At 56.4% G+C, this 26265-nt stretch carries 22 protein-coding genes, 4 tRNA genes, 1 other RNA gene and 1 riboswitch; of the genes, 9 read left to right on the top strand and 18 right to left on the bottom strand.

Translation table 11 applies throughout. From position 1 onward, the window contains the following. Window positions 1-21 precede the first annotated feature (21 nt). Window positions 22-789: an NAD(+) diphosphatase gene (gene nudC / locus C3F38_RS03700; RefSeq protein WP_038872949.1), complete on the bottom strand. Its 768-nt coding sequence runs from the start codon at window positions 787-789 to the stop codon at window positions 22-24. A gap of 101 nt (window positions 790-890) precedes the next feature. Here nudC and C3F38_RS03695 point away from each other — a divergent pair, with 101 nt between their 5' ends. The 8 genes from C3F38_RS03695 to C3F38_RS03660 all read left to right on the top strand — a co-directional run bounded on the left by C3F38_RS03695 (window position 891) and on the right by C3F38_RS03660 (window position 8623). Beyond that, window positions 891-1394 carry an Rsd/AlgQ family anti-sigma factor gene (locus C3F38_RS03695; RefSeq protein WP_033655324.1) on the top strand — a complete coding sequence of 168 codons (504 nt, stop codon included), beginning with the start codon at window positions 891-893 and terminating at the stop codon, window positions 1392-1394. A gap of 39 nt (window positions 1395-1433) precedes the next feature. Beyond that, window positions 1434-1558: riboswitch (TPP riboswitch) on the top strand. Between the two features lie 114 nt (window positions 1559-1672). Then, window positions 1673-3616, top strand: coding sequence for a phosphomethylpyrimidine synthase ThiC (gene thiC, locus C3F38_RS03690; RefSeq protein ID WP_055317533.1), 1944 nt, complete (start codon window positions 1673-1675; stop codon window positions 3614-3616). Further along, window positions 3609-4259 (top strand): thiamine phosphate synthase, encoded by a 651-nt coding sequence (gene thiE, locus C3F38_RS03685; protein WP_055317532.1) that lies wholly within the window; start codon window positions 3609-3611, stop codon window positions 4257-4259. Before thiC ends, thiE begins: the two co-directional genes overlap by 8 nt. Continuing rightward, window positions 4252-5001, top strand: a complete 750-nt coding sequence (locus C3F38_RS03680; protein WP_055317531.1) for a HesA/MoeB/ThiF family protein — start codon at window positions 4252-4254, stop codon at window positions 4999-5001. The genes thiE and C3F38_RS03680 overlap by 8 nt, the downstream gene beginning before the upstream one ends. Then, the gene (gene thiS / locus C3F38_RS03675) at window positions 4998-5198 is read left to right on the top strand and encodes a sulfur carrier protein ThiS (protein ID WP_038872928.1); all 201 of its coding nucleotides are present in this window, start codon (window positions 4998-5000) and stop codon (window positions 5196-5198) included. The genes C3F38_RS03680 and thiS overlap by 4 nt, the downstream gene beginning before the upstream one ends. 1 nt (window position 5199) lies before the next feature. Beyond that, the gene (locus tag C3F38_RS03670) at window positions 5200-5979 is read left to right on the top strand and encodes a thiazole synthase (protein WP_038872925.1); all 780 of its coding nucleotides are present in this window, start codon (window positions 5200-5202) and stop codon (window positions 5977-5979) included. Further along, window positions 5979-7112 (top strand): 2-iminoacetate synthase ThiH, encoded by a 1134-nt coding sequence (gene thiH / locus C3F38_RS03665; protein ID WP_055317530.1) that lies wholly within the window; start codon window positions 5979-5981, stop codon window positions 7110-7112. The genes C3F38_RS03670 and thiH overlap by 1 nt, the downstream gene beginning before the upstream one ends. Before the next feature lie 815 nt (window positions 7113-7927). Then, a complete protein-coding gene (locus C3F38_RS03660; protein ID WP_055312780.1) occupies window positions 7928-8623 on the top strand; it encodes a response regulator in 696 nt (231 codons plus the stop codon). Here C3F38_RS03660 and C3F38_RS03655 read toward each other — a convergent pair. The 17 genes from C3F38_RS03655 to C3F38_RS03575 form a co-directional block, all read right to left on the bottom strand. Then, complete coding sequence (locus C3F38_RS03655; RefSeq protein WP_055317529.1) at window positions 8609-9883, bottom strand: sensor histidine kinase KdpD; 1275 nt, start codon at window positions 9881-9883, stop codon at window positions 8609-8611. The two genes, C3F38_RS03660 and C3F38_RS03655, sit on opposite strands and share 15 nt — an antisense overlap. 1 nt (window position 9884) lies before the next feature. Further along, the gene (locus C3F38_RS03650; protein ID WP_055312783.1) at window positions 9885-10349 is read right to left on the bottom strand and encodes an oxidoreductase; all 465 of its coding nucleotides are present in this window, start codon (window positions 10347-10349) and stop codon (window positions 9885-9887) included. Beyond that, on the bottom strand, window positions 10349-10795 hold the full coding sequence (locus tag C3F38_RS03645) for a GNAT family N-acetyltransferase (protein WP_049202132.1): 447 nt from the start codon (window positions 10793-10795) through the stop codon (window positions 10349-10351). Before C3F38_RS03645 ends, C3F38_RS03650 begins: the two co-directional genes overlap by 1 nt. A gap of 167 nt (window positions 10796-10962) precedes the next feature. Continuing rightward, window positions 10963-15186: a DNA-directed RNA polymerase subunit beta' gene (gene rpoC, locus C3F38_RS03640; protein WP_047729347.1), complete on the bottom strand. Its 4224-nt coding sequence runs from the start codon at window positions 15184-15186 to the stop codon at window positions 10963-10965. A gap of 118 nt (window positions 15187-15304) precedes the next feature. Continuing rightward, complete coding sequence (rpoB, locus tag C3F38_RS03635; RefSeq protein ID WP_004929900.1) at window positions 15305-19333, bottom strand: DNA-directed RNA polymerase subunit beta; 4029 nt, start codon at window positions 19331-19333, stop codon at window positions 15305-15307. 332 nt (window positions 19334-19665) lie between these two features. Next, window positions 19666-20031 carry a 50S ribosomal protein L7/L12 gene (rplL, locus tag C3F38_RS03630; protein WP_004929903.1) on the bottom strand — a complete coding sequence of 122 codons (366 nt, stop codon included), beginning with the start codon at window positions 20029-20031 and terminating at the stop codon, window positions 19666-19668. Window positions 20032-20094: 63 nt separating this feature from the next. Next, window positions 20095-20592, bottom strand: coding sequence for a 50S ribosomal protein L10 (rplJ, locus tag C3F38_RS03625; protein WP_047729348.1), 498 nt, complete (start codon window positions 20590-20592; stop codon window positions 20095-20097). A gap of 338 nt (window positions 20593-20930) precedes the next feature. After that, window positions 20931-21635, bottom strand: coding sequence for a 50S ribosomal protein L1 (gene rplA, locus C3F38_RS03620; protein WP_019456443.1), 705 nt, complete (start codon window positions 21633-21635; stop codon window positions 20931-20933). 3 nt (window positions 21636-21638) lie between these two features. Continuing rightward, window positions 21639-22067: a 50S ribosomal protein L11 gene (gene rplK / locus C3F38_RS03615; RefSeq protein ID WP_015376316.1), complete on the bottom strand. Its 429-nt coding sequence runs from the start codon at window positions 22065-22067 to the stop codon at window positions 21639-21641. A gap of 165 nt (window positions 22068-22232) precedes the next feature. Beyond that, complete coding sequence (gene nusG, locus C3F38_RS03610; RefSeq protein ID WP_004929914.1) at window positions 22233-22778, bottom strand: transcription termination/antitermination protein NusG; 546 nt, start codon at window positions 22776-22778, stop codon at window positions 22233-22235. A 1-nt stretch (window position 22779) separates the two neighbouring features. Beyond that, window positions 22780-23163, bottom strand: coding sequence for a preprotein translocase subunit SecE (gene secE / locus C3F38_RS03605; protein WP_004929916.1), 384 nt, complete (start codon window positions 23161-23163; stop codon window positions 22780-22782). Between the two features lie 260 nt (window positions 23164-23423). After that, window positions 23424-24608 (bottom strand): elongation factor Tu, encoded by a 1185-nt coding sequence (gene tuf, locus C3F38_RS03600; RefSeq protein WP_015376315.1) that lies wholly within the window; start codon window positions 24606-24608, stop codon window positions 23424-23426. Window positions 24609-24717: 109 nt separating this feature from the next. Further along, window positions 24718-24793, bottom strand: a tRNA-Thr gene (locus tag C3F38_RS03595). 6 nt (window positions 24794-24799) lie between these two features. After that, a tRNA-Gly gene (locus C3F38_RS03590) sits at window positions 24800-24874 on the bottom strand. Window positions 24875-24910: 36 nt separating this feature from the next. Next, a non-coding RNA gene (locus C3F38_RS03585) (RtT sRNA) lies at window positions 24911-25026 on the bottom strand. A gap of 46 nt (window positions 25027-25072) precedes the next feature. Next, window positions 25073-25157, bottom strand: a tRNA-Tyr gene (locus C3F38_RS03580). Between the two features lie 25 nt (window positions 25158-25182). After that, window positions 25183-25258, bottom strand: a tRNA-Thr gene (locus C3F38_RS03575). Between the two features lie 396 nt (window positions 25259-25654). On the opposite strand from C3F38_RS03575, the gene C3F38_RS03570 reads away from it, so the two are divergent. Further along, entirely contained in the window at window positions 25655-26203 is a 549-nt protein-coding gene (locus C3F38_RS03570) for a GNAT family N-acetyltransferase (protein WP_038874432.1), read from the top strand. Window positions 26204-26265: the final 62 nt, after the last annotated feature.

Genomic DNA, 26265 nt, shown 5'->3' with positions numbered 1-26265 from the left:
TAATCTGCCGGCCATTGTACATTATTCTGCCCGGCACAGCGCCACGGTGTCCTCAATCAACCGGCGCGCCACGGTGCCGGGCGGCGGCAACAGCGGCAGCTGGTCGTAGCGATACCAGCCGGCGTTGAGCAGCTCCTTGGGATCGTGGCGAATGTCACCCTGATGGTAATCGGCCATAAAGGCCATCATCAGCGAGTGTGGGAACGGCCACGGTTGTGAAGTGACGTAGCGCAGGTTCTTGATTTCAATATTGCTCTCTTCCATCACTTCGCGCACCACCGCCTGCTCCAGCGTTTCGCCCACTTCGACGAAGCCGGCCAGCACCGTGTGGATACCGCCGCGATGGCGCACGTGTTGCGCCAGCAGGATCTGATCGTCGCGCCGAATGGCGACGATCACGCAGGGTGCAATCTGCGGGTAGTACCGCTCTTTGCAGTGGCCGCACAGACAGGCGCTTTCGGTGCGGCTGAGGTGCATTTCATGGCCGCAATAGCCGCAGTAGCGATGAGAGCGGTAGAAATCCGCCAGCTGCACGCCGCGCCCGGCAAGCTGGAACAGACCGCGATCCTGATCCAACAACTGACGCACCGATCCCATCTCCCGCGGCATCGCCTGGCGCACCAGCCAAACCGGCGCGCCCTCCCATTCACCGATGGTGCGCGCCATGTGGCCCTGCAGCCCGAGGGCGGCGGCCTTCCCCGACGGCAATTCACCGTTTGGTAACCAAAGTTTGCTTTCATGGCTGACGATCCACCAGCCGTTTTCATTGCCCGTTAATGCAAGTTCCATATCGTTGTTGCACAACCTCAGCTTCACTGGCACTCTACAAATCGGCTTTGTTACATTTTAATAACTTACCGGTTACTTTTATTACTTACACGGAGTCAAACATGCTCAACCGTTTGGAAAGGCTGACTCAGCGCGTTGGCGGTAGTAATGAATTAGTTGATCAATGGCTTCAGGCCCGCAAACAGTTGCTGGTCGCCTACTGCACGCTGGTAGGCCTCAAACCGAATAAAGAAAAGCATACGCCGCTGAATGAAAAAGCGCTGGAGAACTTTTGCCACAACCTGGTGGATTACCTCTCCGCAGGGCATTTTCATATCTATGACAGAATTATCAAACAAGTGGAAGGCGCGGCCAGTCCGAAAATGTCGCTGGCGGTGAACATCTACCCCAAGCTGTGGGCCAATACCGAACAGATCATGGCGTTCCACGATCGCTATACCGAAGTGGATATCGATCAGGAGATTTGTCTGGAATTCCACCAGGCCCTGTCGGATATCGGCGAAACGCTGGCGGCACGCTTTGCGCTGGAAGATAAGCTGATCCTGCTGGAAGCGGAGGCCGCGCAGCAACCGCTGCCGGACCAGGCGCTGGATCCCGCGCGTTAAAATTTTATAGTTTTTTTTCTTATCCCTCCTATACTGGGGGGCATCTTGTCGGAGTGCCTAGCGCCTGATTTGTTCATCGAATCAGCCAGGCTGAGACCGTTAATTCGGGATCCGCGGAACCTGATCGGGTTAATACCCGCGAAGGGAACAAGAGTAATCTATCGCCACAGGCACGGCCTTCCCCTTGCGGGCGCCCTGCCTTATCGGCCACCATCATTACTCCCTCCGAGCTCCAGACAAGCAACTTTCCCAACCCAACACACTGGTAGGAACTTGCTATGTCTAACGTTAATCCACCGCGCGCCCGTAAAGCGCAACGCGAAGCCGCCCAGCAGTTTATCGACACCCTGCAAGGCATGGCTTTCCCGAACTCACGCCGCATCTATCTCCAGGGCTCGCGCAGCGATATCCAGGTGCCTATGCGCGAAATTCAGCTCAGCCCGACCCTGGTCGGCGGCAGCAAAGACACCCCACAGTATGAACCCAACGAGGCGATCCCGGTGTATGACACCGCCGGCCCCTACGGCGATCCGCAGGCCGAGCTCGACGTGCACGCCGGCCTGGCCAAGCTGCGTGCCGGCTGGATCGACGCGCGCGGCGATACCGCCACCCTAAGCGGCGCCAGTTCCGGCTTTACCCAACAGCGGCTGGCGGACGAGGGGCTGGATCACCTGCGCTTCGAACATCTGCCGCTGCCGCGCAGGGCGCTGCCGGGCAAGTGCGTGACCCAGCTGCACTATGCCCGCGCCGGTATCGTCACCCCAGAGATGGAGTTCATCGCCATCCGTGAAAACATGGGGCGCGAGCGCATTCGCGGCGAGGTGCTGCGCCACCAGCATCCGGGCCAAAGCTGGGGCGCCAACCTGCCGGACAACATCACGCCGGAGTTCGTGCGTCAGGAAGTGGCCGCCGGCCGCGCCATCATTCCCGCCAACATCAACCATCCAGAAGCAGAGCCGATGATCATCGGCCGCAATTTCCTGGTGAAGGTGAACGCCAATATCGGCAACTCGGCGGTCACGTCGTCGATCGAAGAAGAGGTGGAGAAGCTGGTGTGGTCCACCCGCTGGGGCGCGGACACCGTGATGGATCTCTCTACCGGCCGCTATATTCACGAAACCCGCGAGTGGATCCTGCGCAACAGCCCGGTGCCCATCGGCACCGTGCCGATCTACCAGGCACTGGAGAAGGTCAACGGCGTGGCGGAAAACCTCACCTGGGCGATGTTCCGCGATACGCTGCTGGAACAGGCGGAGCAAGGGGTCGACTACTTCACCATCCACGCCGGCGTGCTGCTGCGCTACGTGCCGATGACCGCCAAACGCCTGACCGGCATCGTATCGCGCGGTGGCTCGATCATGGCCAAATGGTGTCTGTCGCACCATCAGGAAAACTTCCTCTATCAGCACTTCCGTGAAATCTGCGAGATCTGCGCCGCCTACGACGTTTCGCTGTCGCTCGGCGACGGCCTGCGCCCCGGCTCGATTCAGGACGCCAACGACGAAGCCCAGTTTGCCGAGCTGCATACGCTGGGCGAGCTGACCAAAATTGCCTGGGAATACGACGTGCAGGTGATGATCGAAGGCCCGGGCCACGTGCCGATGCAGATGATCCGCCGCAACATGACTGAAGAGCTGAAACACTGCCACGAAGCGCCGTTCTACACCCTCGGCCCGCTGACCACCGATATCGCCCCGGGCTATGACCATTTCACCTCCGGCATCGGCGCGGCAATGATCGGCTGGTTAGGCTGCGCCATGCTGTGTTACGTCACGCCGAAAGAGCACCTCGGCCTGCCGAACAAAGAAGACGTCAAGCAGGGCCTGATCACCTATAAGATCGCCGCTCACGCCGCCGATCTGGCCAAAGGCCATCCGGGCGCGCAGATCCGCGATAACGCCATGTCCAAGGCGCGTTTCGAATTCCGCTGGGAGGATCAGTTCAATCTGGCGCTCGATCCGGCCACCGCGCGCGCCTATCACGACGAAACCCTGCCGCAGGAATCCGGCAAGGTCGCCCACTTCTGCTCAATGTGCGGGCCGAAATTCTGCTCGATGAAGATTTCGCAGGAGGTGCGCGACTACGCCGCCGCCCAGGAGGCCACCAAGCCGATCGAAGTGCAGCTGACCGGCATGGAGAAAATGTCCGCCGAGTTCCGCGCCCGCGGCAGCGAGCTGTATCACAGCGCCGGCACCCTGCAAGAGGAGACAAGCAATGACTGATATCACGCCCCCCTTCCCGGCTACGTCCCACAAACTGGGGCTTTACCCGGTCGTCGACAGCGTGGAATGGATCGCTCGTCTGCTGGAGGCCGGCGTCACCACGATCCAGCTGCGCATCAAGGATCTGCCGGATGAGCAGGTCGAAGAGGACATCGCTGCCGCCATCGCGCTGGGCCGGCGTTATCAAGCACGACTGTTCATCAACGACTACTGGCGGCTGGCGATCAAGCACGGCGCCTACGGCGTGCATCTGGGCCAAGAAGATCTCGATACCACCGATCTGGCGGCCATTCACCGCGCCGGGCTGCGGCTCGGCGTGTCCACCCATGACGACGCGGAGCTGGCGCGCGCGCTGGCGGTGAAACCCTCCTACATCGCGCTGGGGCACATCTTCCCCACCCAAACCAAAGACATGCCTTCGGCGCCGCAGGGGCTGACGGAGTTGAAACGCCACATCGCCGGCCTGGCGGATTACCCGACGGTGGCGATCGGCGGGATCAGCATCGATCGCGTACCGGCGGTGCTGGCGTGCGGCGTCGGCAGCGTGGCGGTGGTCAGCGCCATCACCCAGGCGCCGGACTGGCGTGCGGCGACGGCCGAGCTGCTGCGGCTGATCGAAGGCGAGGGCCCAAACGATGCTTAACGATCAGGAATTCCTGCGCTACAGCCGCCAGCTGCTGCTGGAGGACGTCGGCCCGGAAGGCCAGGAGAGGCTCAAGCGCGCCACGGTGCTGATCGTCGGTTTGGGCGGGCTCGGTTCCCCGGCTTCGCTGTATCTGGCCGCCGCCGGCGTCGGCACGCTGCTGTTGGCCGACGACGACCAGCTGCACGTCACCAACCTGCAGCGGCAAATCCTCTACCGCAGCGCCGATACCGCCACCGGCAAGGCGGCGCTGGCGCAACGCCATCTGCAGGCGCTGAATCCGTTGGTGGAATCCATCCCGCTGGCGCAGCGGCTGGAGGGGCAAACGCTGCGCGACGCGGTCGCCCGCGCCGATCTGGTGCTGGACTGCTGCGACAATATGGCGACCCGTCATGAGGTCAATGCCGCCTGCATCGCCGCCGCCAAGCCGCTGATCAGCGGCAGCGCGGTCGGTTTCAGCGGCCAGCTGCTGGTGCTCGAGCCGCCCTATGCGCACGGCTGCTACGCCTGCCTGTACCCGGAGCAGGAAGAACCGCAGCGCAACTGCCGCACCGCCGGGGTACTCGGCCCGGTGGTCGGCGTGATCGGCACCCTGCAAGCGCTGGAGGCCATCAAGATGCTGTCCGGCATGCCTTGCTCCCTCAGCGGTAAACTGCGGCTGTTCGACGGCAAGCAGCAGAGCTGGAGCACACTGCAACTGAGCCAGGCCCGCGCCTGCCCGGTATGCGGAGGCGCGGCATGAAAATCCGTCTGAACGACCAACTGCTGGAGCTGGCGCAGCCGCTCAGCGTCGCCGCCCTGCTGACCCAGCTGGAACGCCACCAGCCGGGCACCGCGCTGGCTATCAATCAAACCATCATCCCGCGCGCCGACTGGGCCGACCATCAGGTGCAGGACGGTGACGACATTTTGCTGTTTCAAGCGATCGCCGGAGGCTGACATGCTGAAAATCGCCGATACCACTTTTACCTCGCGCCTGTTCACCGGCACCGGCAAGTTCGCCACCCCGGCGTTGATGCTGGAGGCGCTGGCGGCCTCCGGCTCACAGCTGGTGACCATGGCCATGAAGCGCGTCGATCTGCGCGGCGGCAACGACGCCATTTTGGCGCCGCTGCAGCAGTTGGGCGCCCGGTTGCTGCCCAACACCTCCGGCGCCAAAACCGCCGCCGAAGCGGTGTTCGCCGCCCGGCTGGCGCGTGAAGCGCTCGGCACCCACTGGGTGAAGCTGGAGATCCATCCCGATGTGAAATACCTGCTGCCGGATCCGATAGAAACGTTGAAGGCGGCGGAAACGCTGGTGAAAGACGGTTTTGTGGTGCTGCCCTACTGCGGCGCCGATCCGGTGCTGTGCAAACGGCTGGAAGAGGTGGGCTGTGCGGCGGTGATGCCGCTCGGCGCCCCTATCGGCTCCAACCGCGGTCTGCGCACCCGTGACTTCCTCGAGATCATCATCGAGCAGGCCAAGGTGCCGGTGGTGGTCGACGCCGGCATCGGCGCGCCGAGCCACGCGCTGGAAGCGATGGAACTGGGCGCCGACGCGGTGCTGGTGAATACCGCCATCGCCGTGGCGCACGACCCGGTGCAAATGGCGCGGGCGTTTCGCCTGGCGCTGGAGGCCGGCGAGCTGGCGCGCAGCGCCGGATTGGGCGCTAGCCAGCGCGGTGCGGCCGCCTCAAGCCCGCTGACCGCCTTCCTCAGCCAGCCGGAGGAGGCACAGTGATGGGCGACGATTTCAGTAGCCGCTGGCAACAGCTGGATTGGGACGACATTACGCTGCGCATCAACGGCAAAACCGCACGCGACGTGGAACGCGCGTTGAACGCCGACAAGCTGACGCGCGACGACTTTATGGCGCTGATCTCTCCCGCCGCCGCGCCGTATCTGGAACCGCTGGCGCAGCGCGCGCAGCAGCTGACCCGTCAGCGCTTCGGCAACGTCATCAGCTTCTATGTGCCGCTGTACCTCTCTAACCTGTGTGCCAACGACTGCACCTACTGTGGCTTTTCGATGAGCAACCGCATCAAGCGCAAAACGCTCGATGCGGCGGAGATCGCACGCGAGTGCGAAGCCATCAAGGCGCTGGGGTTCGAACACTTGTTGCTGGTCACCGGCGAGCATCAGACCAAGGTTGGCATGGACTATTTCCGTCAGCACATTCCGGCGATCCGCCGCCACTTCAGCTCGCTGATGATGGAAGTTCAGCCGCTGGCGCAGGACGAGTACGCCGAACTGAAAGCGCTGGGCCTGGACGGCGTGCTGGTGTATCAGGAAACCTACCATCCGGCCACCTATCTGCAGCACCATCTGCGCGGCCAGAAGCAGGATTTCCATTGGCGTCTGGCCACGCCGGATCGCCTGGGGCGCGCCGGGATCGACAAGATCGGCCTCGGCGCGTTGATCGGCCTGTCCAACAGCTGGCGCACCGACTGTTACCTGCTGGCGGAACATCTGTTCTACCTGCAGCAAACCTACTGGCAGAGCCGCTACTCGATCTCGTTCCCGCGCCTGCGCCCCTGCGCCGGCGGCATTGAGCCGGCGTCGATCATGAGCGAGCCTCAGCTGGTGCAGCTGATCTGCGCCTTCCGGCTGTTCGCGCCGGACGTTGAGCTGTCGCTGTCTACGCGTGAGTCGCCGTACTTCCGCGATCATATGATCCCGGTAGCGATCAACAGCGTCAGCGCCGGATCCAAGACGCAGCCCGGCGGCTATGCCGACGACGTACCGCCGGAGTTGGAACAGTTCGAGCCGCACGACGGCCGCACGCCGCAGCAGGTCGCCGAGGCCATCAGCAATGCCGGGCTGCAGCCGGTGTGGAAAGACTGGGACGATTATCTGGGACGCAGCGCGCAATAAGCGGCAACGTTTACCGCCGCGTGAAGAAAACGCTGGAACGACCGCGCAATGCCAAACGGTGGCGCTGGCGCCGGCAGGCCCGCCGGCTATAGTGGCCTTGCCGGCCGCCAAACCCGGCGCCGGCCGGGGCCGTCTCCCTCTCGATGGCCCCGCCTTATCCCATCCCGGATCGCGCCGGAGATTCTCCTGCGCGACACCGGGCCCTCGTCCGCGGCAACGCGCATATGGCATATCGCAGCCTGTAAGGGTGTACGGACAGGTTGTCTTGTCGGCTAAAGGACATGTGGCATAACGGTGCTCGGCACTCACTCAGCGGTGAGACTCAGAGGACGCTGTTGCGGTAGAAAAGTGAGGAAAGAGGAAAAAGAAGGTACAGCGACGAAGAGAGGTTCGAGTAGTCATCCCCGGTGCTGCCAATGGCCCTGGTGTTGGCCGCGGATCTTTTTGCCGCCTGCTCCCTGCTTACGGACAAGAGCAGGCGGTTTATTTTGTGAGACTGGCACCCCCCCAGGACGCGAATCACACAGTATGTGCGCTAATTAACCACATAAACGGTTAAATGTGAATGTCTTTTGAGTGTTTTTTTATTTATTATCGAGTGTTTTATGAGTTTGCCAAGGAAAATCAAACTGATATCGCCGCAAGCTCCGGAGCATCATCTATAATCCAGCACGGGTTCTTGCGCAGGTTTTTCAGCGCTCGCGGTCAACATCAAAAAAGCCAAGGTTGTCATGAAGAAAACGCCAAATTACATCGATGCAATCAGCGCGTTGCTCACTCTGAAAGGAGTTGGCGACAGAAAGCATGCCTCCACGATGGCCAACATACTGAACCTTCAATACAACAGCGCCAAACAGAAACTGGATGGCAAAAGAGGCATTACCCTCGATGAAGTCAAAAAGGTTTTCCAGTATTTCAACGAGCCCTTTGCCGGCCAAAGGACGCATAACGGCGTCTTTATCATGAACAGCATTCACAAGCGCTGCAACATTGAGGTCGACGAGTGCCCGGTCACGCAAGCGGACAACGACGAAACCTACGCCTACAAAAAAGACGATCTTTTTATCATCAGCACCAATCGGGAACATGCCGCCGATGCTCCGCTATACAAAGTCAACAAGATAGACTTCCTGCCGGCCCCGCGTATCGCGATCCTGGATAATGACGGCGATATTCTCGAACTGTTGAAGAAGATCGCCAGCCGATACGGCATCGAGACTGAGACCTTTCAGACGGCGGACGCCATGCTGGCCGCGCTGGAACAGCAGTCCTTTGAGGCGTTTATTCTGGACTGGCTGTTGGATTTCGGCGAGACCTCCGAACGCGTCGTGAAAAAAATTAAAGACGTTCTCGATCCGCACGCCCGCATTATTATTCTGACCGGCCAGCTGAATCACTACGAGAAAAACATCGGCGATATGATCCTGTACTATGACGTGCACCTGGTGGAAAAACCGACCAAGCCGCTGATTATCTCCTCGCTGCTGCTGTCGAATCTATTCTTTAATTAGTTTGACCGGGATGCGGATCAAAAACGATGAGCCCACTCCTTCGACGGATTTGGCTTTAATGGTGCCTTTCATCGTCGTGACGTAATTTTTGATAATGGTCAGCCCCAGCCCCAACCCCTGCCGCGTTTCCCTTTCCACCCCCTGATTGAACGCCTTATATAACCTATCCAGGTTATCGACGTTAAACCCGATGCCGGTATCTTTTACCCGCAAATACAGGTTGCCGTGGCACAGCTTCACATTGAGGGTAACCACGCCCCGGTGGGTAAATTTGTCCGCGTTGCTGAGCAGGTTGGCCAATATTCGGTAGAGCTTGTATTTATCAGAACCAATCAGGCCGGCATAAGACGAACGGTGAATCACGAGGCGATTGCCGCGCCCGGCGCCGATGCCGGTTACGGCATCGTCCACCACCTCATTCAGCCGGAAGGTAGAAATATTGATTTTAACTTCTCCCATCTCAAGCCGAGAATAATCCATCACCTCGCGCGTTTGTTCGGCGATCTTATTACCGTGATAGGAGATCAGGCGGGCTTCTTTTTTCAACTCTTCCTGCGCCAGCTCGTGTTCCATGATATCTGCGGCAATGACGATGGCCTGGGTCGAGCCGGCGATCTCGTGGTAGATGGAAGAAATAAAGATGTTCTTGTTCTTGATGATCTCTTTCAACGAGAAGGCATTCCTCAGCACCAGGAACATCATCAGGAACACCAAAATCAGCGAAAAGAGGGCGAACATCTCGGCTTTACTCGAGTTGTCCTGAATGATGCCTTTCACTTCGGTAAAGTTTTTAATCTGTATCCGATAAATAATTTCCTGGATATCGACCAGCGTACCCTCGATATCATCCATATAAGAGAGAATGTCCCCCTTGTTTTTCTGCCCCACCAGCAAGCCGGTGGAGAGATCGTCCAACACGCGGTACTGCTGCTTCAACAGCGCAACATTCTTGATGAACTCGTCGTCGTAATAAAAAGAGTCGCTGAAGGTCGAACGGCTCTCCAGGATCTGAATCTTAGAGTAGAAGATTTTCTTTTTGATCTGGAAGGCGTCGTAGTCGTTGTTTTCACTGAGCAGCAGCGCGGTTTTGGTCCTTTCAAACGCCAGAAAAAGGATCTCGGCCACCGAGTAGTTGTCCAGATTGGGCTCGATTTGCTTGTAGCGCTCTTTTACGCCGCCGAAGTTAATGGCAATCAACAAAATCAATAAGGAGAAGATGGCAACCAACGCGATAAGAGTACCGATCAGTTTTTTGCTCATCTTATTTCAGCTCCAGCCGTTTAACTTGCCAGACGGTTTTCGCATTCACATCCAGGTTATTCAGCTCGGCGTAGCCATCGCGCGGATAAATAATGGCGAACGGCCCCAGCTCCCCAACGTCTATCGGCTTACCACCGCGCTGATAGGCGACGATCACGCGGTATTTAATCATCTCGTCAATCGGCATCGAGTAGGAGTAATCGTCCCAGGCGAAAGCACGCACCGACTGGCCTTTCAGGTGATAGGCTTTCACCAGCTCGGCAAACTCAACGCCGGTAAACGTATCTTCCGGGGTGAAATTGGTCGAGGTTTTAATCGTGTGCACCGGCATTGTCTCCAGCATCTGCCGGGTTATCTTGATCTTCTCGCCGTCGAGCGGTTTCAGGTAAAAATAGTCAACGGCCGCATACAGCGGTGCGCTGAACAGCGAAAGCAGCAGTAACGTCATCAATCCTTTGATTGTCATTATTCACCCTCTTTACGTTTCACCAGTTCAGCCTGGCCAAACTCATCCTGCCCGACCACGGCCCAGCCGTGATGTTGATAAAAGCCTTCGGCTTTGGAGCCAGGATCGGTGGTTAAGTGGATAGCTTCAGCGCCGTGCTCAAACATCCAGTGAGTGACCCGGGCCAGCAAGGCGGAGCCGATCCCCTTCGACTGGTATTCCGGCTTCACGAACAGACCACCGATCAGCGGTTCAGGGATGAATAGCCCGAAGCCAACGCCGGCATAGTCGTCGCCATGCTTGCAGATCCAGCCGCCGCCCTGGTTGATGTCCTCCAGCGCCTGTTTGCGCTGCAGGTACTGGATCTGATGCGGGTGCAGCAGGTTTTCTTCAACGGAAAAGCGGATCTCATACAGGTAAGGCAGGTGTTGCGCCGTCAATTTTTCGAAGGTAATGAGGCTGTCCATGTTCGCACTGTCCTTGGTTGTCTGGTAAAAAGCGCCGGTCAATTTCTGCTGTAACCATAGTAGCAAAGTTTGCTCGGCCCCGGCATGAGGCGAAAAAAAACCGCCCCCGAGGGAGCGGTTTATCTGGCGATGGGCCCGGCATGCCGGGCCCGCGGCGCGGATGACGATTACTCGTCGTCGCTGCCGCCCAGGCCTGCGTTGAGCAGCTCGGCCAGGTTAGCCGTCGCTTCTTCCGCGCTGACTTGCGGAACAACCGGCGCTTCACCCTGAGCACGACGACGCATGCGATCCTGATGATAAGCGTAACCGGTACCGGCTGGGATCAGACGGCCCACGATGACGTTCTCTTTCAGGCCACGCAGTTCATCACGCTTGCCGGCTACGGCAGCTTCGGTCAGAACGCGCGTCGTTTCCTGGAACGATGCAGCGGAGATGAAGGACTCGGTCGCCAAGGAAGCCTTGGTGATACCCAGCAGATCGCGCGAGAAGGTTGCCGCAATTTTACCTTCAGCTTCCAGCTGACGGTTGGCAATCTTGACGCGAGACACTTCAGCCTGCTCGCCTTCCAGGAACTCGGAGCCACCAGCGCTAACGATGGTGCCTTTACGCAGCATCTGACGAACGATAACTTCGATGTGCTTATCGTTAATCTTAACGCCTTGCAGACGGTAAACTTCCTGCACTTCGTTGGTGATGTAGCGGGTAACCGCATGCACACCACGCAGACGCAGAATGTCGTGCGGAGACTCTGGGCCGTCGGAAACGACGTCACCACGTTCCACCACTTCGCCTTCGAACACGTTGAGCTGACGCCATTTCGGAATCATCTCTTCGTAAGCGTCGCTGCCGTCCAGCGGAGAGATCACCAGGCGACGTTTGCCTTTGGTCTCTTTACCGAACGAGATAATCCCGCTGATTTCAGCCAGGATTGCCGGCTCTTTCGGACGACGTGCTTCGAACAGGTCGGCAACGCGCGGCAGACCACCGGTAATATCCTTGGTACCGCCGGATTCCTGAGGAATACGCGCCAGGGTATCACCCGCACCGATCTGAATGCCGTCTTCCAGCTGAACGATCGCTTTGCCCGGCAGGAAGTATTGAGCAGGCATATCGGTGCCTGGGATCAATACGTCTTCGCCCTGAGCGTCAACGATTTTCAGTGCCGGACGCAGATCTTTACCGCTACCGGTACGCTCTGCGCTGTCCAGAACTACCAGAGAAGACAAACCGGTCAGTTCGTCGGTCTGGCGAGTAATGGTCTGGCCGTCAACCATGTCCGCGAAGCGAATGAAGCCGCTGACTTCACTGATGACCGGCATGGTGTGCGGATCCCAGTTAGCAACGGTTTCGCCGCCGTTAACTTCTTCACCGTCGCCTTTGCCCATCACGGCACCGTAAGGCACCTTGTAGCTTTCTTTGGTACGGCCGAATTCGTCGATCAGTTTCAGTTCGGTGTTACGCGAGGTGATCACCAGCTTGCCCGCAGCGTTCATAACGAACTTCGCGTTGCTCAGCTTGAGGCTACCCTTGTTTTTCACCTGGATGCTGGATTCAGCAGCCGCACGAGATGCCGCACCACCGATGTGGAACGTACGCATCGTCAGCTGTGTACCCGGCTCACCGATGGACTGTGCCGCGATAACGCCGATGGCTTCACCTTTGTTGATGATGTGGCCACGTGCCAGGTCGCGACCGTAGCAGTTTGCACACACACCAAAGTCGGTTTCACAGCTCACCACGGAACGGACTTTAACACTGTCGACAGAGTTCTCTTCCAACAGGTCACACGCCTTCTCGTTAAGCAGGGTGTTGCGTGGCACCAGAATGTCCGCCGTACCCGGCTTGAGGACGTCTTCTGCCGTCACACGGCCCAGAACGCGTTCACGCAGTGGCTCTTTCACGTCGCCACCTTCGATAACCGGAGTCATCAGGATGCCGTCGTGGGTGCCACAGTCGTCTTCGGTCACCACCAGATCCTGCGCCACGTCAACCAGACGACGGGTCAGATAACCGGAGTTCGCGGTTTTCAGTGCGGTATCCGCCAGACCTTTACGAGCACCGTGGGTGGAGATGAAGTACTGGAGTACGTTCAGACCTTCACGGAAGTTCGCGGTGATTGGCGTTTCGATGATGGAGCCGTCCGGCTTCGCCATCAGACCACGCATACCGGCCAGCTGACGAATCTGAGCGGCGGAACCACGCGCACCGGAGTCGGCCATCATAAAGATGCTGTTGAAGGAAACTTGCTGTTCCACTTCGCCGTCACGGTTAACCACGTCTTCTACCGACAGGTTTTCCATCATCGCTTTCGCAACGCGTTCGTTCGCTGCAGCCCAGATATCGATCACTTTGTTGTAGCGTTCGCCGGCGGTAACCAGACCAGACTGGAACTGCTCCTGGATCTCGGCAACTTCGGTTTCCGCTTCTTCGATGATCTCCGCTTTCTTGGCCGGGATTACCATGTCGTCGATACCTACGGAAGCGCCGGAACGGGCTGCGTAAGCAAAACCGGTGTACATGATCTGGTCAGCAAAGATAACGGTCGGCTTCAGGCCCAGGATGCGGTAACAGGTGTTCAGCATCTTGGAGATCGCTTTCTTGCCCAATGGCTGGTTAACGATCGAGTACGGCAGACCTTTCGGTACGATCATCCACAGGATGGCGCGGCCGATGGTGGTGTCGATGATGCTGGTCTGAGAAGTCCATTCGCCTTCGGCGTTTTTGACGTCTTCGGTGATACGCACTTTAACGCGCGCATGCAGCGACGCCAGGCCGGCGCGGTAAACACGCTCAGCTTCTTTGGAACCGTTCAGTACCATGCCTTCGCCCTTGGCGTTAACACAGTCGCGGGTCATGTAGTACAGACCCAGTACAACGTCCTGAGAAGGAACGATGATTGGCTCGCCGTTCGCTGGGGACAGGATGTTGTTGGTGGACATCATCAGCGCACGCGCTTCCAGCTGGGCTTCCAGCGTCAGCGGTACGTGAACAGCCATCTGGTCACCGTCGAAGTCGGCGTTATAGGCCGCACAAACCAGCGGGTGCAGCTGGATCGCTTTACCTTCGATCAGAACCGGTTCAAACGCCTGGATACCCAAACGGTGCAGGGTTGGTGCACGGTTCAGCAGTACCGGGTGTTCGCGGATCACTTCGTCCAGGATATCCCAAACGACGGCTTCTTCACGCTCAACCATTTTCTTGGCGGCTTTGATGGTGGTGGCCAAGCCACGCAGCTCCAACTTGCCGTAGATGAACGGTTTGAACAGCTCCAGCGCCATCTTCTTAGGCAGACCGCACTGATGCAGACGCAGGTATGGACCTACGGTGATTACGGAACGGCCGGAGTAGTCAACGCGTTTACCGAGCAGGTTCTGACGGAAACGACCCTGCTTACCTTTGATCATGTCGGCCAAAGATTTCAGAGGACGTTTGTTGGAACCGGTGATGGCACGACCGCGACGGCCGTTATCCAGCAGGGCGTCTACCGCTTCTTGCAGCATACGCTTTTCGTTGCGCACGATGATGTCAGGCGCAGCCAGATCCAGCAGGCGTTTCAGACGGTTGTTACGGTTGATCACGCGGCGATACAGATCGTTCAGATCCGACGTCGCGAAACGACCGCCATCCAGCGGAACCAGCGGGCGCAGATCCGGTGGCAGTACCGGCAGCACGGTCAGGATCATCCACTCCGGCTTGTTGCCAGACTGTACGAACGCTTCCAGCAGCTTGATACGCTTGGTCAGCTTCTTGCGCTTGGTTTCGGAGTTGGTTTCGTTCAGCTCTTCACGCAGCTGCTCGCACTCGGCTTCCAGATCCATGTTTTTCAACAGGGCCTGAATAGCTTCCGCACCCATCTTGGCGTCGAATTCGTCACCGAACTCTTCCAGCGCGTCCAGATACTGCTCTTCGGTCAGGATCTGACGGCGCTCGAGGTTGGTCATACCGCCTTCGACCACCACATAGGATTCGAAGTACAGTACGCGTTCGATGTCACGCAGCGGCATATCCAGCAGCAAACCGATGCGGGATGGCAGCGATTTCAGGAACCAGATGTGCGCGGTCGGCGAAGCCAGCTCGATGTGGCCCATGCGCTCACGACGCACTTTGGTCTGGGTCACTTCAACGCCGCACTTCTCACAGATCACGCCGCGGTGTTTCAAGCGCTTGTACTTACCGCACAGGCACTCGTAATCTTTTACCGGCCCGAAGATACGGGCGCAGAAAAGGCCGTCACGCTCTGGTTTGAACGTACGGTAGTTAATGGTTTCCGGCTTCTTAACTTCACCGAACGACCACGAACGGATCATGTCTGGCGAGGCCAGAGCAATCTTGATCGCATCAAACTCTTCGGTCTTAGTTTGCGCTTTCAGAAACTTCAATAAGTCTTTCACGGATTGGCTCCTGTCGGAGTTAAACCTGTTGGGTACCCACAACCGCAGTAGGTACCCGTGTGACCTGAACAACCACCCTCAGGCTCCCTTAGGCCGGGAGCCTGAGCCGGAATGACGATTACTCGTCTTCCAGTTCGATGTTGATGCCGAGCGAGCGGATTTCTTTCAACAGTACGTTGAAGGATTCCGGCATGCCTGGCTCCATCCGGTGGTCGCCATCCACGATGTTTTTGTACATCTTGGTACGGCCGTTAACGTCATCCGACTTAACGGTGAGCATTTCCTGCAGGGTATAAGCCGCGCCGTATGCTTCCAGTGCCCACACTTCCATCTCACCGAAGCGTTGACCACCGAACTGCGCTTTACCACCCAGAGGTTGCTGAGTAACCAAGCTGTAAGAACCGGTTGAACGGGCGTGCATTTTATCGTCAACCAAGTGGTTCAGTTTCAGCATGTACATATAGCCGACAGTAACCTGGCGCTCGAATTGCTCACCGGTACGGCCATCGAACAGCGTGATCTGACCGGAGGTCGGGATACCGCCCATTTCCAGCAGCTTCTTGATTTCAGTCTCTTTCGCACCGTCAAACACCGGCGTTGCGATCGGCATACCTTTTTTCAGGTTCTCTGCCAGACGCAGCACTTCGTCGTCGCTGAAGGTGTTCAGGTCAACTTTCTGGCAAACGTCGTCGCCCAGATCGTAGGCCTTCTGGATGAACTCACGCAGCTTGGCCACTTCCTGCTGCTGCTTCAGCATCTGGTTGATCTTCTCACCGATGCCTTTCGCAGCCATACCCAGGTGGGTTTCCAGGATCTGACCGATGTTCATACGTGATGGTACGCCCAGCGGGTTCAGTACGATGTCTACCGGCGTGCCGTTTTCATCGTAAGGCATATCTTCGATCGGGTTGATCTTGGAGATAACACCCTTGTTACCGTGGCGGCCCGCCATCTTGTCACCCGGTTGGATCTGACGCTTAACGGCCAGATAAACCTTGACGATTTTCAGCACGCCCGGCGCCAGATCGTCGCCCTGAGTGATCTTACGACGCTTGGCTTCCAGCTTCTTCTCGAAGTCGGATTTCAGTTCGTCGTACTGCTCAGCCAGCTGCTCCAGCTGGTTTTGCTTCTCTTCGTCGGTCAGGCCCAGTTCCAGCCAGCGATCGCGCGGCAGCTTGCTCAGCTTGTCGGCTTCGATGCCACCGGCAACCAGCACCGCGTGGATACGTGCAAACAGGCCGGCTTCCAGGATCTGCAGTTCTTCAGTCAGGTCTTTCTTCGCCTGCTTCAGCTGCATCTCTTCGATTTCCAACGCGCGCTTGTCTTTTTCCACGCCATCGCGGGTGAAGACCTGCACGTCGATAACCGTACCGGAAACGCCGTTCGGTACACGCAGAGAAGAGTCTTTAACGTCAGACGCTTTCTCACCAAAGATCGCACGCAGCAGTTTCTCTTCCGGCGTCAGCTGGGTTTCGCCTTTAGGCGTTACCTTACCGACCAGAATGTCACCGCCGGTCACTTCCGCACCGATATACACGATACCGGATTCATCCAGCTTGGAGAGCGCAGCTTCACCCACGTTAGGGATGTCGGCGGTGATCTCTTCAGGCCCCAGCTTGGTGTCGCGAGACACGCACGCCAGTTCCTGGATGTGGATGGTGGTGAAGCGATCTTCCTGCACCACGCGCTCGGAGACCAAGATGGAGTCTTCGAAGTTGTAGCCGTTCCAAGGCATGAACGCTACGCGCATGTTCTGGCCCAGTGCCAGCTCGCCCAGGTCTGTCGATGGGCCATCCGCCAGCACGTCGCCGCGCTCGATTGGCTCACCCAGATTCACACACGGCATCTGGTTGATGCAGGTGTTCTGGTTAGAACGGGTGTACTTGGTCAGGTTGTAAATATCGATACCTGCTTCGCCCGGATACATCTCGTCTTCGTTAACTTTGATAACGATACGGGAAGCATCCACGTACTGGATCACACCGCCGCGTTTGGCAACGGCGGTTACGCCGGAGTCAACCGCTACAGCGCGTTCCATACCGGTACCGACCAGCGGCTTGTCAGCACGCAGGGTTGGTACGGCCTGACGTTGCATGTTCGCACCCATCAATGCACGGTTGGCGTCATCGTGTTCCAGGAATGGAATCAGTGAAGCACCAACGGAAACAACCTGCTGGGTGGATACGTCCATGTAGTCAACCTGGTCGCGGCTGAACAGGCTTGATTCGCCTTTGCTACGACAGGTGACCAGGTCTTCTACGAAGCGGCCTTCTTCATCCAGGTTGGAGTTCGCCTGGGCGATAACGAAGTTGCCTTCTTCAATAGCAGACAGGTAGTTGATTTCATCGGTCACCACGCCGTCACGCACGCGGCGGTACGGGGTTTCCAGGAAGCCATACTCGTTAGTCTGTGCGTACACGGACAGGGAGTTGATCAGACCGATGTTTGGACCTTCCGGCGTTTCGATTGGGCACACGCGGCCATAGTGGGTCGGGTGTACGTCTCGAACTTCAAAGCCGGCGCGCTCACGGGTCAGACCGCCCGGGCCCAGTGCGGAGATACGACGCTTGTGCGTGATCTCGGACAGCGGGTTGTTCTGGTCCATGAACTGGGACAGCTGGCTGGAGCCGAAGAACTCTTTCACCGCCGCCGAAATCGGCTTGGCGTTGATCATGTCCTGAGGCATCAGGGTATCCAGATCGCCCAGAGACAGGCGCTCTTTCACCGCACGCTCAACACGCACCAGACCTACGCGGAACTGGTTCTCGGCCATTTCGCCGACGGAGCGGATACGACGGTTGCCCAAGTGGTCGATATCGTCCACTTCGCCCTTGCCGTTACGGATATCGATGAGCTTCTTCATCACTTCGATGATGTCGTCTTTGCTCAGGATGCCCGAACCTTCGATCTCGTCGCGCAGCAGAGAACGGTTGAACTTCATGCGACCCACCGCGGACAGATCATAGCGGTCTTCGGAGAAGAACAGGTTCTCGAACAGGCTTTCGGCAGCTTCGCGCGTTGGCGGCTCACCAGGGCGCATCATGCGGTAGATTTCTACCAGCGAGCTCAGACGATCGTTGGTCGGATCGACACGCAGCGTTTCAGAGATGTACGCGCCGTGATCCAGATCGTTGGTGAACAGCGTTTCGATGCGCTTGTGGCCGGACTGGCTCAGCTTGGCCAGCAGATCCAGCGACAGCTCCATGTTGGCTGCGCAGATCAGTTCGCCGGTATTGGTATCGATATAGTCTTTCGCGACCACTTTGCCCGCGATGTACTCTACCGGTACTTCAATGCTCTGAATGTCGTCTTTTTCCAGCTGACGGATATGACGAGCGGTGATGCGACGGCCTTTCTCTACGTAGATCTTGCCGTTGGCTTCGATGTCGAACGAAGCGGTCTCACCACGCAGGCGCTCTGGCACCAGCTCCATCTGCAGCTTGTTGTCGCGGATTTCGAAGACGATCTTGTCAAAGAACAGGTCGAGGATCTGTTCAGTGGTGTAGTTCAACGCGCGCAGAATGATGGTCGCAGGCAGTTTGCGGCGACGGTCGATACGCACGAACAGGTTGTCTTTCGGATCGAACTCGAAGTCCAACCATGAACCGCGGTAAGGGATGATACGTGCGTTGTACAGCACTTTACCCGAGGAGTGGGTTTTACCCTTATCGCTGTCGAAGAATACGCCAGGACTACGGTGCAACTGAGATACGATAACCCTCTCAGTACCGTTGATCACAAAGGTGCCGTTTTCGGTCATGAGCGGAATTTCGCCCATGTAGACTTCTTGTTCCTTGATGTCTTTGACCGTACCTTCAGGCGCTTCGCGCTCATAGATAACCAGGCGCAGTTTTACGCGCAGCGGTGCAGAGAACGTCACACCACGGATCTGGCACTCTTTGACGTCGAAGACCGGCTCACCAAGACGGTAGCTAACGTATTGCAGCTCCGAATTGCCACTGTAGCTCTGGATAGGGAAAACAGAACGGAATGCGGCTTCAAGGCCGTACTGCCCTTCTGGATCTTGCTCGATAAACTTCTGGAACGAGTCAAGCTGGATAGAAAGGAGATATGGTATGTCCAGCACTTGTGGACGTTTACCAAAATCCTTACGAATACGTTTTTTCTCGGTATAGGAGTAAACCATAGGGTTCCTCAGCTCGCTGATCAGTGACCCAATCTGTCCGTCCGATTAGGGACAGTTCATGCAACACCGTTTTGTCGACCGGAAAGCGGGAACACTTTCCGCAATGTCTCTTGCTATCACGCTTAAACCATTTCATCGCGTCTTCCCCCAGAACTCCTGGTAGTGCAAAGACCGCGGTATATTAAGTCGTCAATAGAAACAAACATTGGGAGGCGAAACCAGCAGCCAAACAGTGTGAAACGCTACTGGCGCCCTACAGCGCAAAAAGGCTGGTGACTAAAAAGTCACCAGCCATCAGCCTAAAAGACTAGGCTGCAACCGGAAAGGTTAGCTTATTTAACTTCAACTTCTGCGCCAGCTTCTTCCAGAGATTTTTTCAGAGCTTCTGCGTCATCTTTGCTCACGCCTTCTTTCAGAGCGGCTGGAGCAGATTCAACCAGGTCTTTAGCTTCTTTCAGACCCAGGCCGGTAGCGCCACGTACTGCTTTGATAACAGCAACTTTGTTAGCGCCTGCAGCTTTCAGGATAACGTCGAATTCAGTTTTCTCTTCAGCAGCTTCAGCTGGGCCAGCAGCAACAGCTACAGCAGCAGCAGCAGAAACGCCGAATTTTTCTTCCATAGCGGAAACCAGTTCAACAACGTCCATTACGGACATAGCGGCAACTGCTTCCAGGATTTGGTCTTTAGTGATAGACATAACAATTGTTCCTAAAATTCAGAAATAGTTTAAATACGTTAGCAAAGGCTAAGAAAGAGTGGCTTATGCCGCTTCTTTCTGATCGCGTACTGCAGCCAGAGTGCGAACCAGTTTGCCGGCAGCGGCTTCTTTCATGGTTGCCATCAGGCGTGCGATTGCTTCATCGTAAGTTGGCAGCGTCGCCAGGCGGTCGATTTGCGCCGCAGGGATCAGCTCACCTTCAAAGGCCGCAGCTTTAACCTCGAATTTTGCATTCGCTTTCGCGAACTCTTTGAACAGACGAGCAGCAGCGCCCGGGTGTTCGTGAGAGAATGCAATCAAGGTAGGACCGACAAACGTGTCTTTCAGGCATTCGAATGGAGTGCCTTCAACTACGCGACGCATCAGGGTGTTGCGAACAACACGCATGTAAACGCCAGCTTCACGACCTGCTTTACGCAGTTCAGTCATTTTATCTACGGTAACGCCACGGGAATCCGCAACAACCGCAGACAGCGCGCCTTTGGCTACTTCGCTGACTTCAGCAACAATCGCTTGTTTGTCTTGAAGATTTAATGCCATTAGCTTTTTGCTCCTGGATTAGCCGGGGAAAATCCCCCGGAACTCACTTCACTCGGCGCTTTGTAAAACGCCACGCCGAGCGGCTTAACACGGTGAGCAGAATCCAGCAAAGACATTCTTTTATAAAAAAGAAAAATTTTCTTAGGCTCTGTCACCGTCTACGCAGGAAGGATTAAGTATCTTGCGATACACCTGCGGTCTTGGACGGAGGCCTGGATAGGCCAGGCTCCAACCGAAAAATCTTTGTTTTGCCTACGGCATAGCCAATAGCAAAACCTTGGGGCATAAGATTCTAGACAAATCTCGGCCCCAAGTCAAAGCGATAATCGCAAATGCGATTAGTTCGCTGCAGCAGACAGACCGCTCTGATCGATAGCAACGCCAGCACCCATGGTGGTGGAGAGGCTAACTTTCTTGATGTACATGCCTTTCGCCTGAGAAGGTTTTGCTTTTTTCAGCGCAACCAGCAGGGCTTCCAGGTTTTCTTTCAGTTTGTCTGCGTCGAAATCAACCTTACCGATAGTGGTATGGATGATGCCGTTTTTGTCGTTACGGTAGCGAACCTGACCTGCTTTAGCGTTTTTCACTGCTTCAGCAACGTTCGGAGTAACGGTACCCACTTTCGGGTTTGGCATCAGGCCGCGTGGACCCAGGATCTGGCCCAGTTGACCCACAACGCGCATTGCATCCGGGGAAGCAATAACAACGTCGAAGTTCATTTCGCCTTTCTTGATCTGGTCAGCCAGATCGTCCATACCTACCAGCTCTGCGCCGGCAGCTTTCGCTGCTTCAGCGTTAGCGCCTTGGGCAAATACGGCAACGCGAACGGAACGACCGGTGCCGTGTGGCAGAACGGTAGCGCCACGAACGTTTTGGTCAGATTTACGGGCGTCAATGCCGAGGTTAACGGCAACGTCAACGCTTTCTACGAATTTAGCGGTGGCCAGCTCTTTCAGCAGAGCAACAGCTTCAGTGATGTCATACTGTTTAGTAGCATCAACTTTGTCACGGATCACGCGCATGCGCTTGGTCAGCTTAGCCATCTCTTAATCCTCCACTACCAGGCCCATGGAACGAGCGGTACCTTCGATGGAGCGAGTCATCGCTTCAACGTCAGAACCAGTCATGTCCGCAGCTTTGGTTTCTGCGATTTCACGTACCTGAGCACGGGTCACTTTACCTACTTTGTCTTTGTTCGGCTTACCGGAACCAGACTTGATACCAGCCGCTTTTTTCAGCAGAACTGCTGCTGGCGGGGTTTTGGTAACGAAAGTGAAGGAGCGATCAGAATAAACGGTGATAACAACCGGAATCGGCAGACCTTTTTCAACGCTGTCAGTCTTAGCGTTGAATGCCTTACAGAATTCCATGATGTTAACGCCCTGCTGACCCAGAGCTGGACCCACTGGTGGGCTCGGGTTCGCCATACCAGCTGCAACTTGCAGCTTGACGTAGGCTTGTACTTTCTTAGCCATTTAAATTTCCTCGGTTTGGGTAGTATCGCCTCGTAAGAGGCTCCCCGTGTTTCACCCCGCCCAACATGCATCAGGCAAGGCATATAAAAACAAAAGGCGCGAAATTGTAGTTCAATTTCGCGCCTTTGACAAGCGGCAACGCGCCACTCGCTGCTGATTATTCGATCAGCCTTTCTCAACCTGGCTGAAGTCCAGTTCCACCGGCGTTGCACGGCCAAAGATGGAAACGGAAACTTTCAGGCGGCTCTTCTCGTAATCGACTTCTTCGACCACACCGTTGAAGTCGGCAAACGGGCCGTCGTTGACGCGCACCAGCTCGCCCGGTTCGAACAGCGTTTTCGGACGCGGCTTGTCACCCACCTGCTGCAGGCGGTTCATGATCGCATCAACTTCTTTATCGCTGATTGGCGCAGGACGGTCAGACGTACCGCCGATGAATCCCATGACGCGCGGTACGCTGCGCACCAGGTGCCAGCTGGCGTCATTCATCACCATCTGCACCAGCACGTAGCCAGGGAAGAACTTACGCTCGCTCTTACGACGCTGGCCGCCACGGATTTCAACCACTTCCTCCGTAGGCACCATCACTTCGCCGAACAGCTCTTCCATATCGTGCAGTTTGATGTGTTCACGCAGCGATTGTGCTACGCGACCTTCAAAACCGGAAAACGCCTGAACGACGTACCAACGTTTTTTTGGAGCTTCAGACATTTTAGAACCTCAGGCCAGTAATAAACGACACCAGACGGACCAGAATACCATCCAGCCCCCACAGAATCAGTGACATCACGGCGGTTACCGCGGCAACGATCAACGTGGTGTGTAGCGTTTCCTGACGAGTTGGCCAAATCACTTTACGTACTTCGGTACGCGCTTCGCGGGCAAACGCAACGGTGGCTTTGCCTTTGGTGGTCATCAGAGCCACTGCACCTGCAACGGCGATGATCAGCACAACTGCCAGCGCGCGCAATGGCAGGCTTAAATCACGGTAGTAATAGTTACCGACAATAGCCACAACCAACAGAACGGCGACGATCAGCCACTTTGCCGCTTCCAGGCCGCGTCCGCTCCCTTGAGCCTCGGTATTCGCACTCATAAACCAACCTGTCACAATGATGATTCAGAACAAACAACTTTGCCTCGCATTGCGAGGCAAACCAAACCGATCGGATACCGCTTCAGCGCTATCCCGGTGTTTTACGCTATGACGTATTTCAGTCAATACGGTTTAAGAGCCCATCTCACCAATGATTATGACTGCAAAATCGCTGATGAGATAGGTTCTAGTTCACAGCGTAGAAAAAGGGCATCAAATGATGCCCTTTTACCGCGTGTCGCGTCAAACTTTATCAGCGATTAAGCGATAACTTTAGCAACAACACCAGCGCCAACGGTACGGCCGCCTTCACGGATTGCGAAACGCAGACCGTCATCCATCGCGATTGGGTGGATCAGGGTGACAACCATGTTCACGTTGTCGCCTGGCATTACCATCTCTACGCCTTCTGGCAGTTCGATGGTACCGGTCACGTCAGTGGTACGGAAGTAGAACTGTGGACGGTAGCCTTTGAAGAATGGAGTGTGACGACCACCTTCATCTTTGCTCAGGATGTACACTTCAGATTCGAACTGGGTGTGTGGCTTGATAGAGCCTGGCTTAGCCAGTACCTGACCACGTTCGATTTCTTCGCGCTTGATACCACGCAGCAGAACACCTACGTTCTCACCAGCACGGCCTTCGTCCAGCAGTTTGCGGAACATTTCAACGCCAGTACAGGTAGACTTAACGGTGTCTTTGATACCAACGATTTCAACTTCTTCGCCAACTTTGATGATACCGCGCTCAACACGACCGGTAACAACGGTACCACGACCGGAGATGGAGAATACGTCTTCGATTGGCAGCAGGAACGGCTTGTCGATAGCACGCTCTGGCTCTGGAATGTAGCTGTCCAGGGCTTCGGCCAGTTCGATGATTTTCGCTTCCCACTCAGCTTCGCCTTCCAGCGCTTTCAGCGCGGAACCGCGGATTACCGGCAGGTCGTCGCCTGGGAAGTCGTAAGCGGACAGCAGTTCGCGAACTTCCATTTCTACCAGTTCCAGCAGCTCTTCATCATCAACCATGTCGCATTTGTTCATGAATACGATGATGAAAGGAACGCCAACCTGACGACCCAGCAGGATGTGCTCACGGGTCTGAGGCATTGGGCCGTCAGTCGCAGCTACTACCAGGATCGCGCCGTCCATCTGAGCAGCACCGGTGATCATGTTTTTCACGTAGTCGGCGTGCCCTGGGCAGTCAACGTGCGCGTAGTGACGAGTCGGGGTGTCATACTCAACGTGAGAGGTGTTGATGGTGATACCACGAGCTTTTTCTTCTGGCGCGTTATCGATCTGGTCGAAAGCACGTGCAGAACCGCCGTAGGTTTTAGCCAGTACGGTAGTGATCGCTGCAGTCAGGGTAGTTTTACCGTGGTCAACGTGGCCGATAGTACCGACGTTAACGTGCGGTTTTGTACGTTCAAACTTTTCTTTAGACATCGATTGTCCCTCTAAGACACGGATAAATCGGTGGTATCACCACATCAACCAAGCATTTGCTCGTTGAATCCAGAACAGAAAGAAAATCAGGGGGCGAGAAATTAAGAAGTGGTGCTGATAGGCAGATTCGAACTGCCGACCTCACCCTTACCAAGGGTGCGCTCTACCAACTGAGCTATATCAGCACATCTTGGAGCGGGCAGTGGGAATCGAACCCACATCATCAGCTTGGAAGGCTGAGGTAATAGCCATTATACGATGCCCGCATCCTGGAACTCGGCTACCTGATTTTTCTGTAGAATTTTGGGATGGAGCAGGATTGTTCATCACTCGGCTCGCATCCTTCGGGCCGGCTGCGCCTTGCGCTGCACAGCTCGAACCTTGCCGAAGGCTTTCGCCCTCTCCTCCCGCCATCAACCGTTGCGGTATTTATCGCATCTCAGTTAATCGCCGAAGGCAAGATTTGGTGGTGGGGGAAGGATTCGAACCTTCGAAGTCTGTGACGGCAGATTTACAGTCTGCTCCCTTTGGCCGCTCGGGAACCCCACCAGATTTTAACTACTTGTGACTCGAATGGTGCCGGCTACCGGAATCGAACTGGTGACCTACTGATTACAAGTCAGTTGCTCTACCTACTGAGCTAAGCCGGCATCAAGTGCAGCGCATTCTAGGTAGAGCGGGCGACCTATGCAACAAAAAAATTGCTTTACGCGCACTTTCGCTCATAAATCAGTCAATTTTGCATACTGTCATGCAATTCGCAGCCTGCGGCGTGCAAACATTCATCACTCGCGGCAATCATTCTCTACAATTTTATCCACTTTTTGCAAGCCTTGAGCGCCGCTTTCTCCGTGTCGGGCTTCTCAAAATACTTAACCCACGCAGGTAAACTGTGAGCGGGATCGATGCCCCAAAAAGGGGATACCTGCCCCGGACTGCGGCGTGGGCTACACTGATCCCTCGCCCTTTTGCCGTCGCCATGCCTTTCGCCGCTGTGGCTCAGTTATTGCTTCTCTTCATTACCCCCATCCCAGGAGGAATGACCGATGAAAATAGTGCTTATCAACGCCGCTACGCTACCGATTTACCGCGATGAATTGGCCCGCCTGTTGACCGATGCCGTCACGCACGGCGCTTCTGTCGGTTACGACACCTTAATCCCTCACGAAGACGCAGAGAGCTACTTCCACAGTCTGCGGCCGGCCTTGGCCAAAGGTGAACTGCTGCTGTGGATTGCCCGTGACGAGCGCGGCGTCGTTGGCACCGTGCAACTCGAGCTCTGTCAGAAGCCGAACGGCCGTAATCGTGCGGAGGTAGTGAAGCTGTTGGTACATAGCCGCGCTCGACGAAACGGCGTAGGTCAGGCGCTGATGAAGTCACTGGAGCACGCGGCACTGCAACAGCAGCGCGGGCTATTGTACCTGGATACGCAGGCCGGTTCGGCGGCAGAAGCGCTTTATCGCAGCCTGGGTTATCGCTGTTTGGGCGAGCTGCCGGATTATGCGGCAGGGCCCGATGGGCATTACCATCCAACCGTTATTTATTACAAACGCCTGTTCGCCGTGAACCAACCTTCGCGCGCCATCGCCAGCTAGCCTTCAGGCGGTATCCGGCCCCGATGATACCGCCTTGCAACCCCTCTTTATCAACTGCGCGC

This window comes from Serratia sp. SSNIH1, assembly GCF_002935055.1.
Taxonomy (GTDB): domain Bacteria; phylum Pseudomonadota; class Gammaproteobacteria; order Enterobacterales; family Enterobacteriaceae; genus Serratia; species Serratia nevei.
The sequence above is the reverse complement of the archived record's forward strand: the minus strand, read 5'-3'. Positions and strand labels throughout refer to the sequence as shown.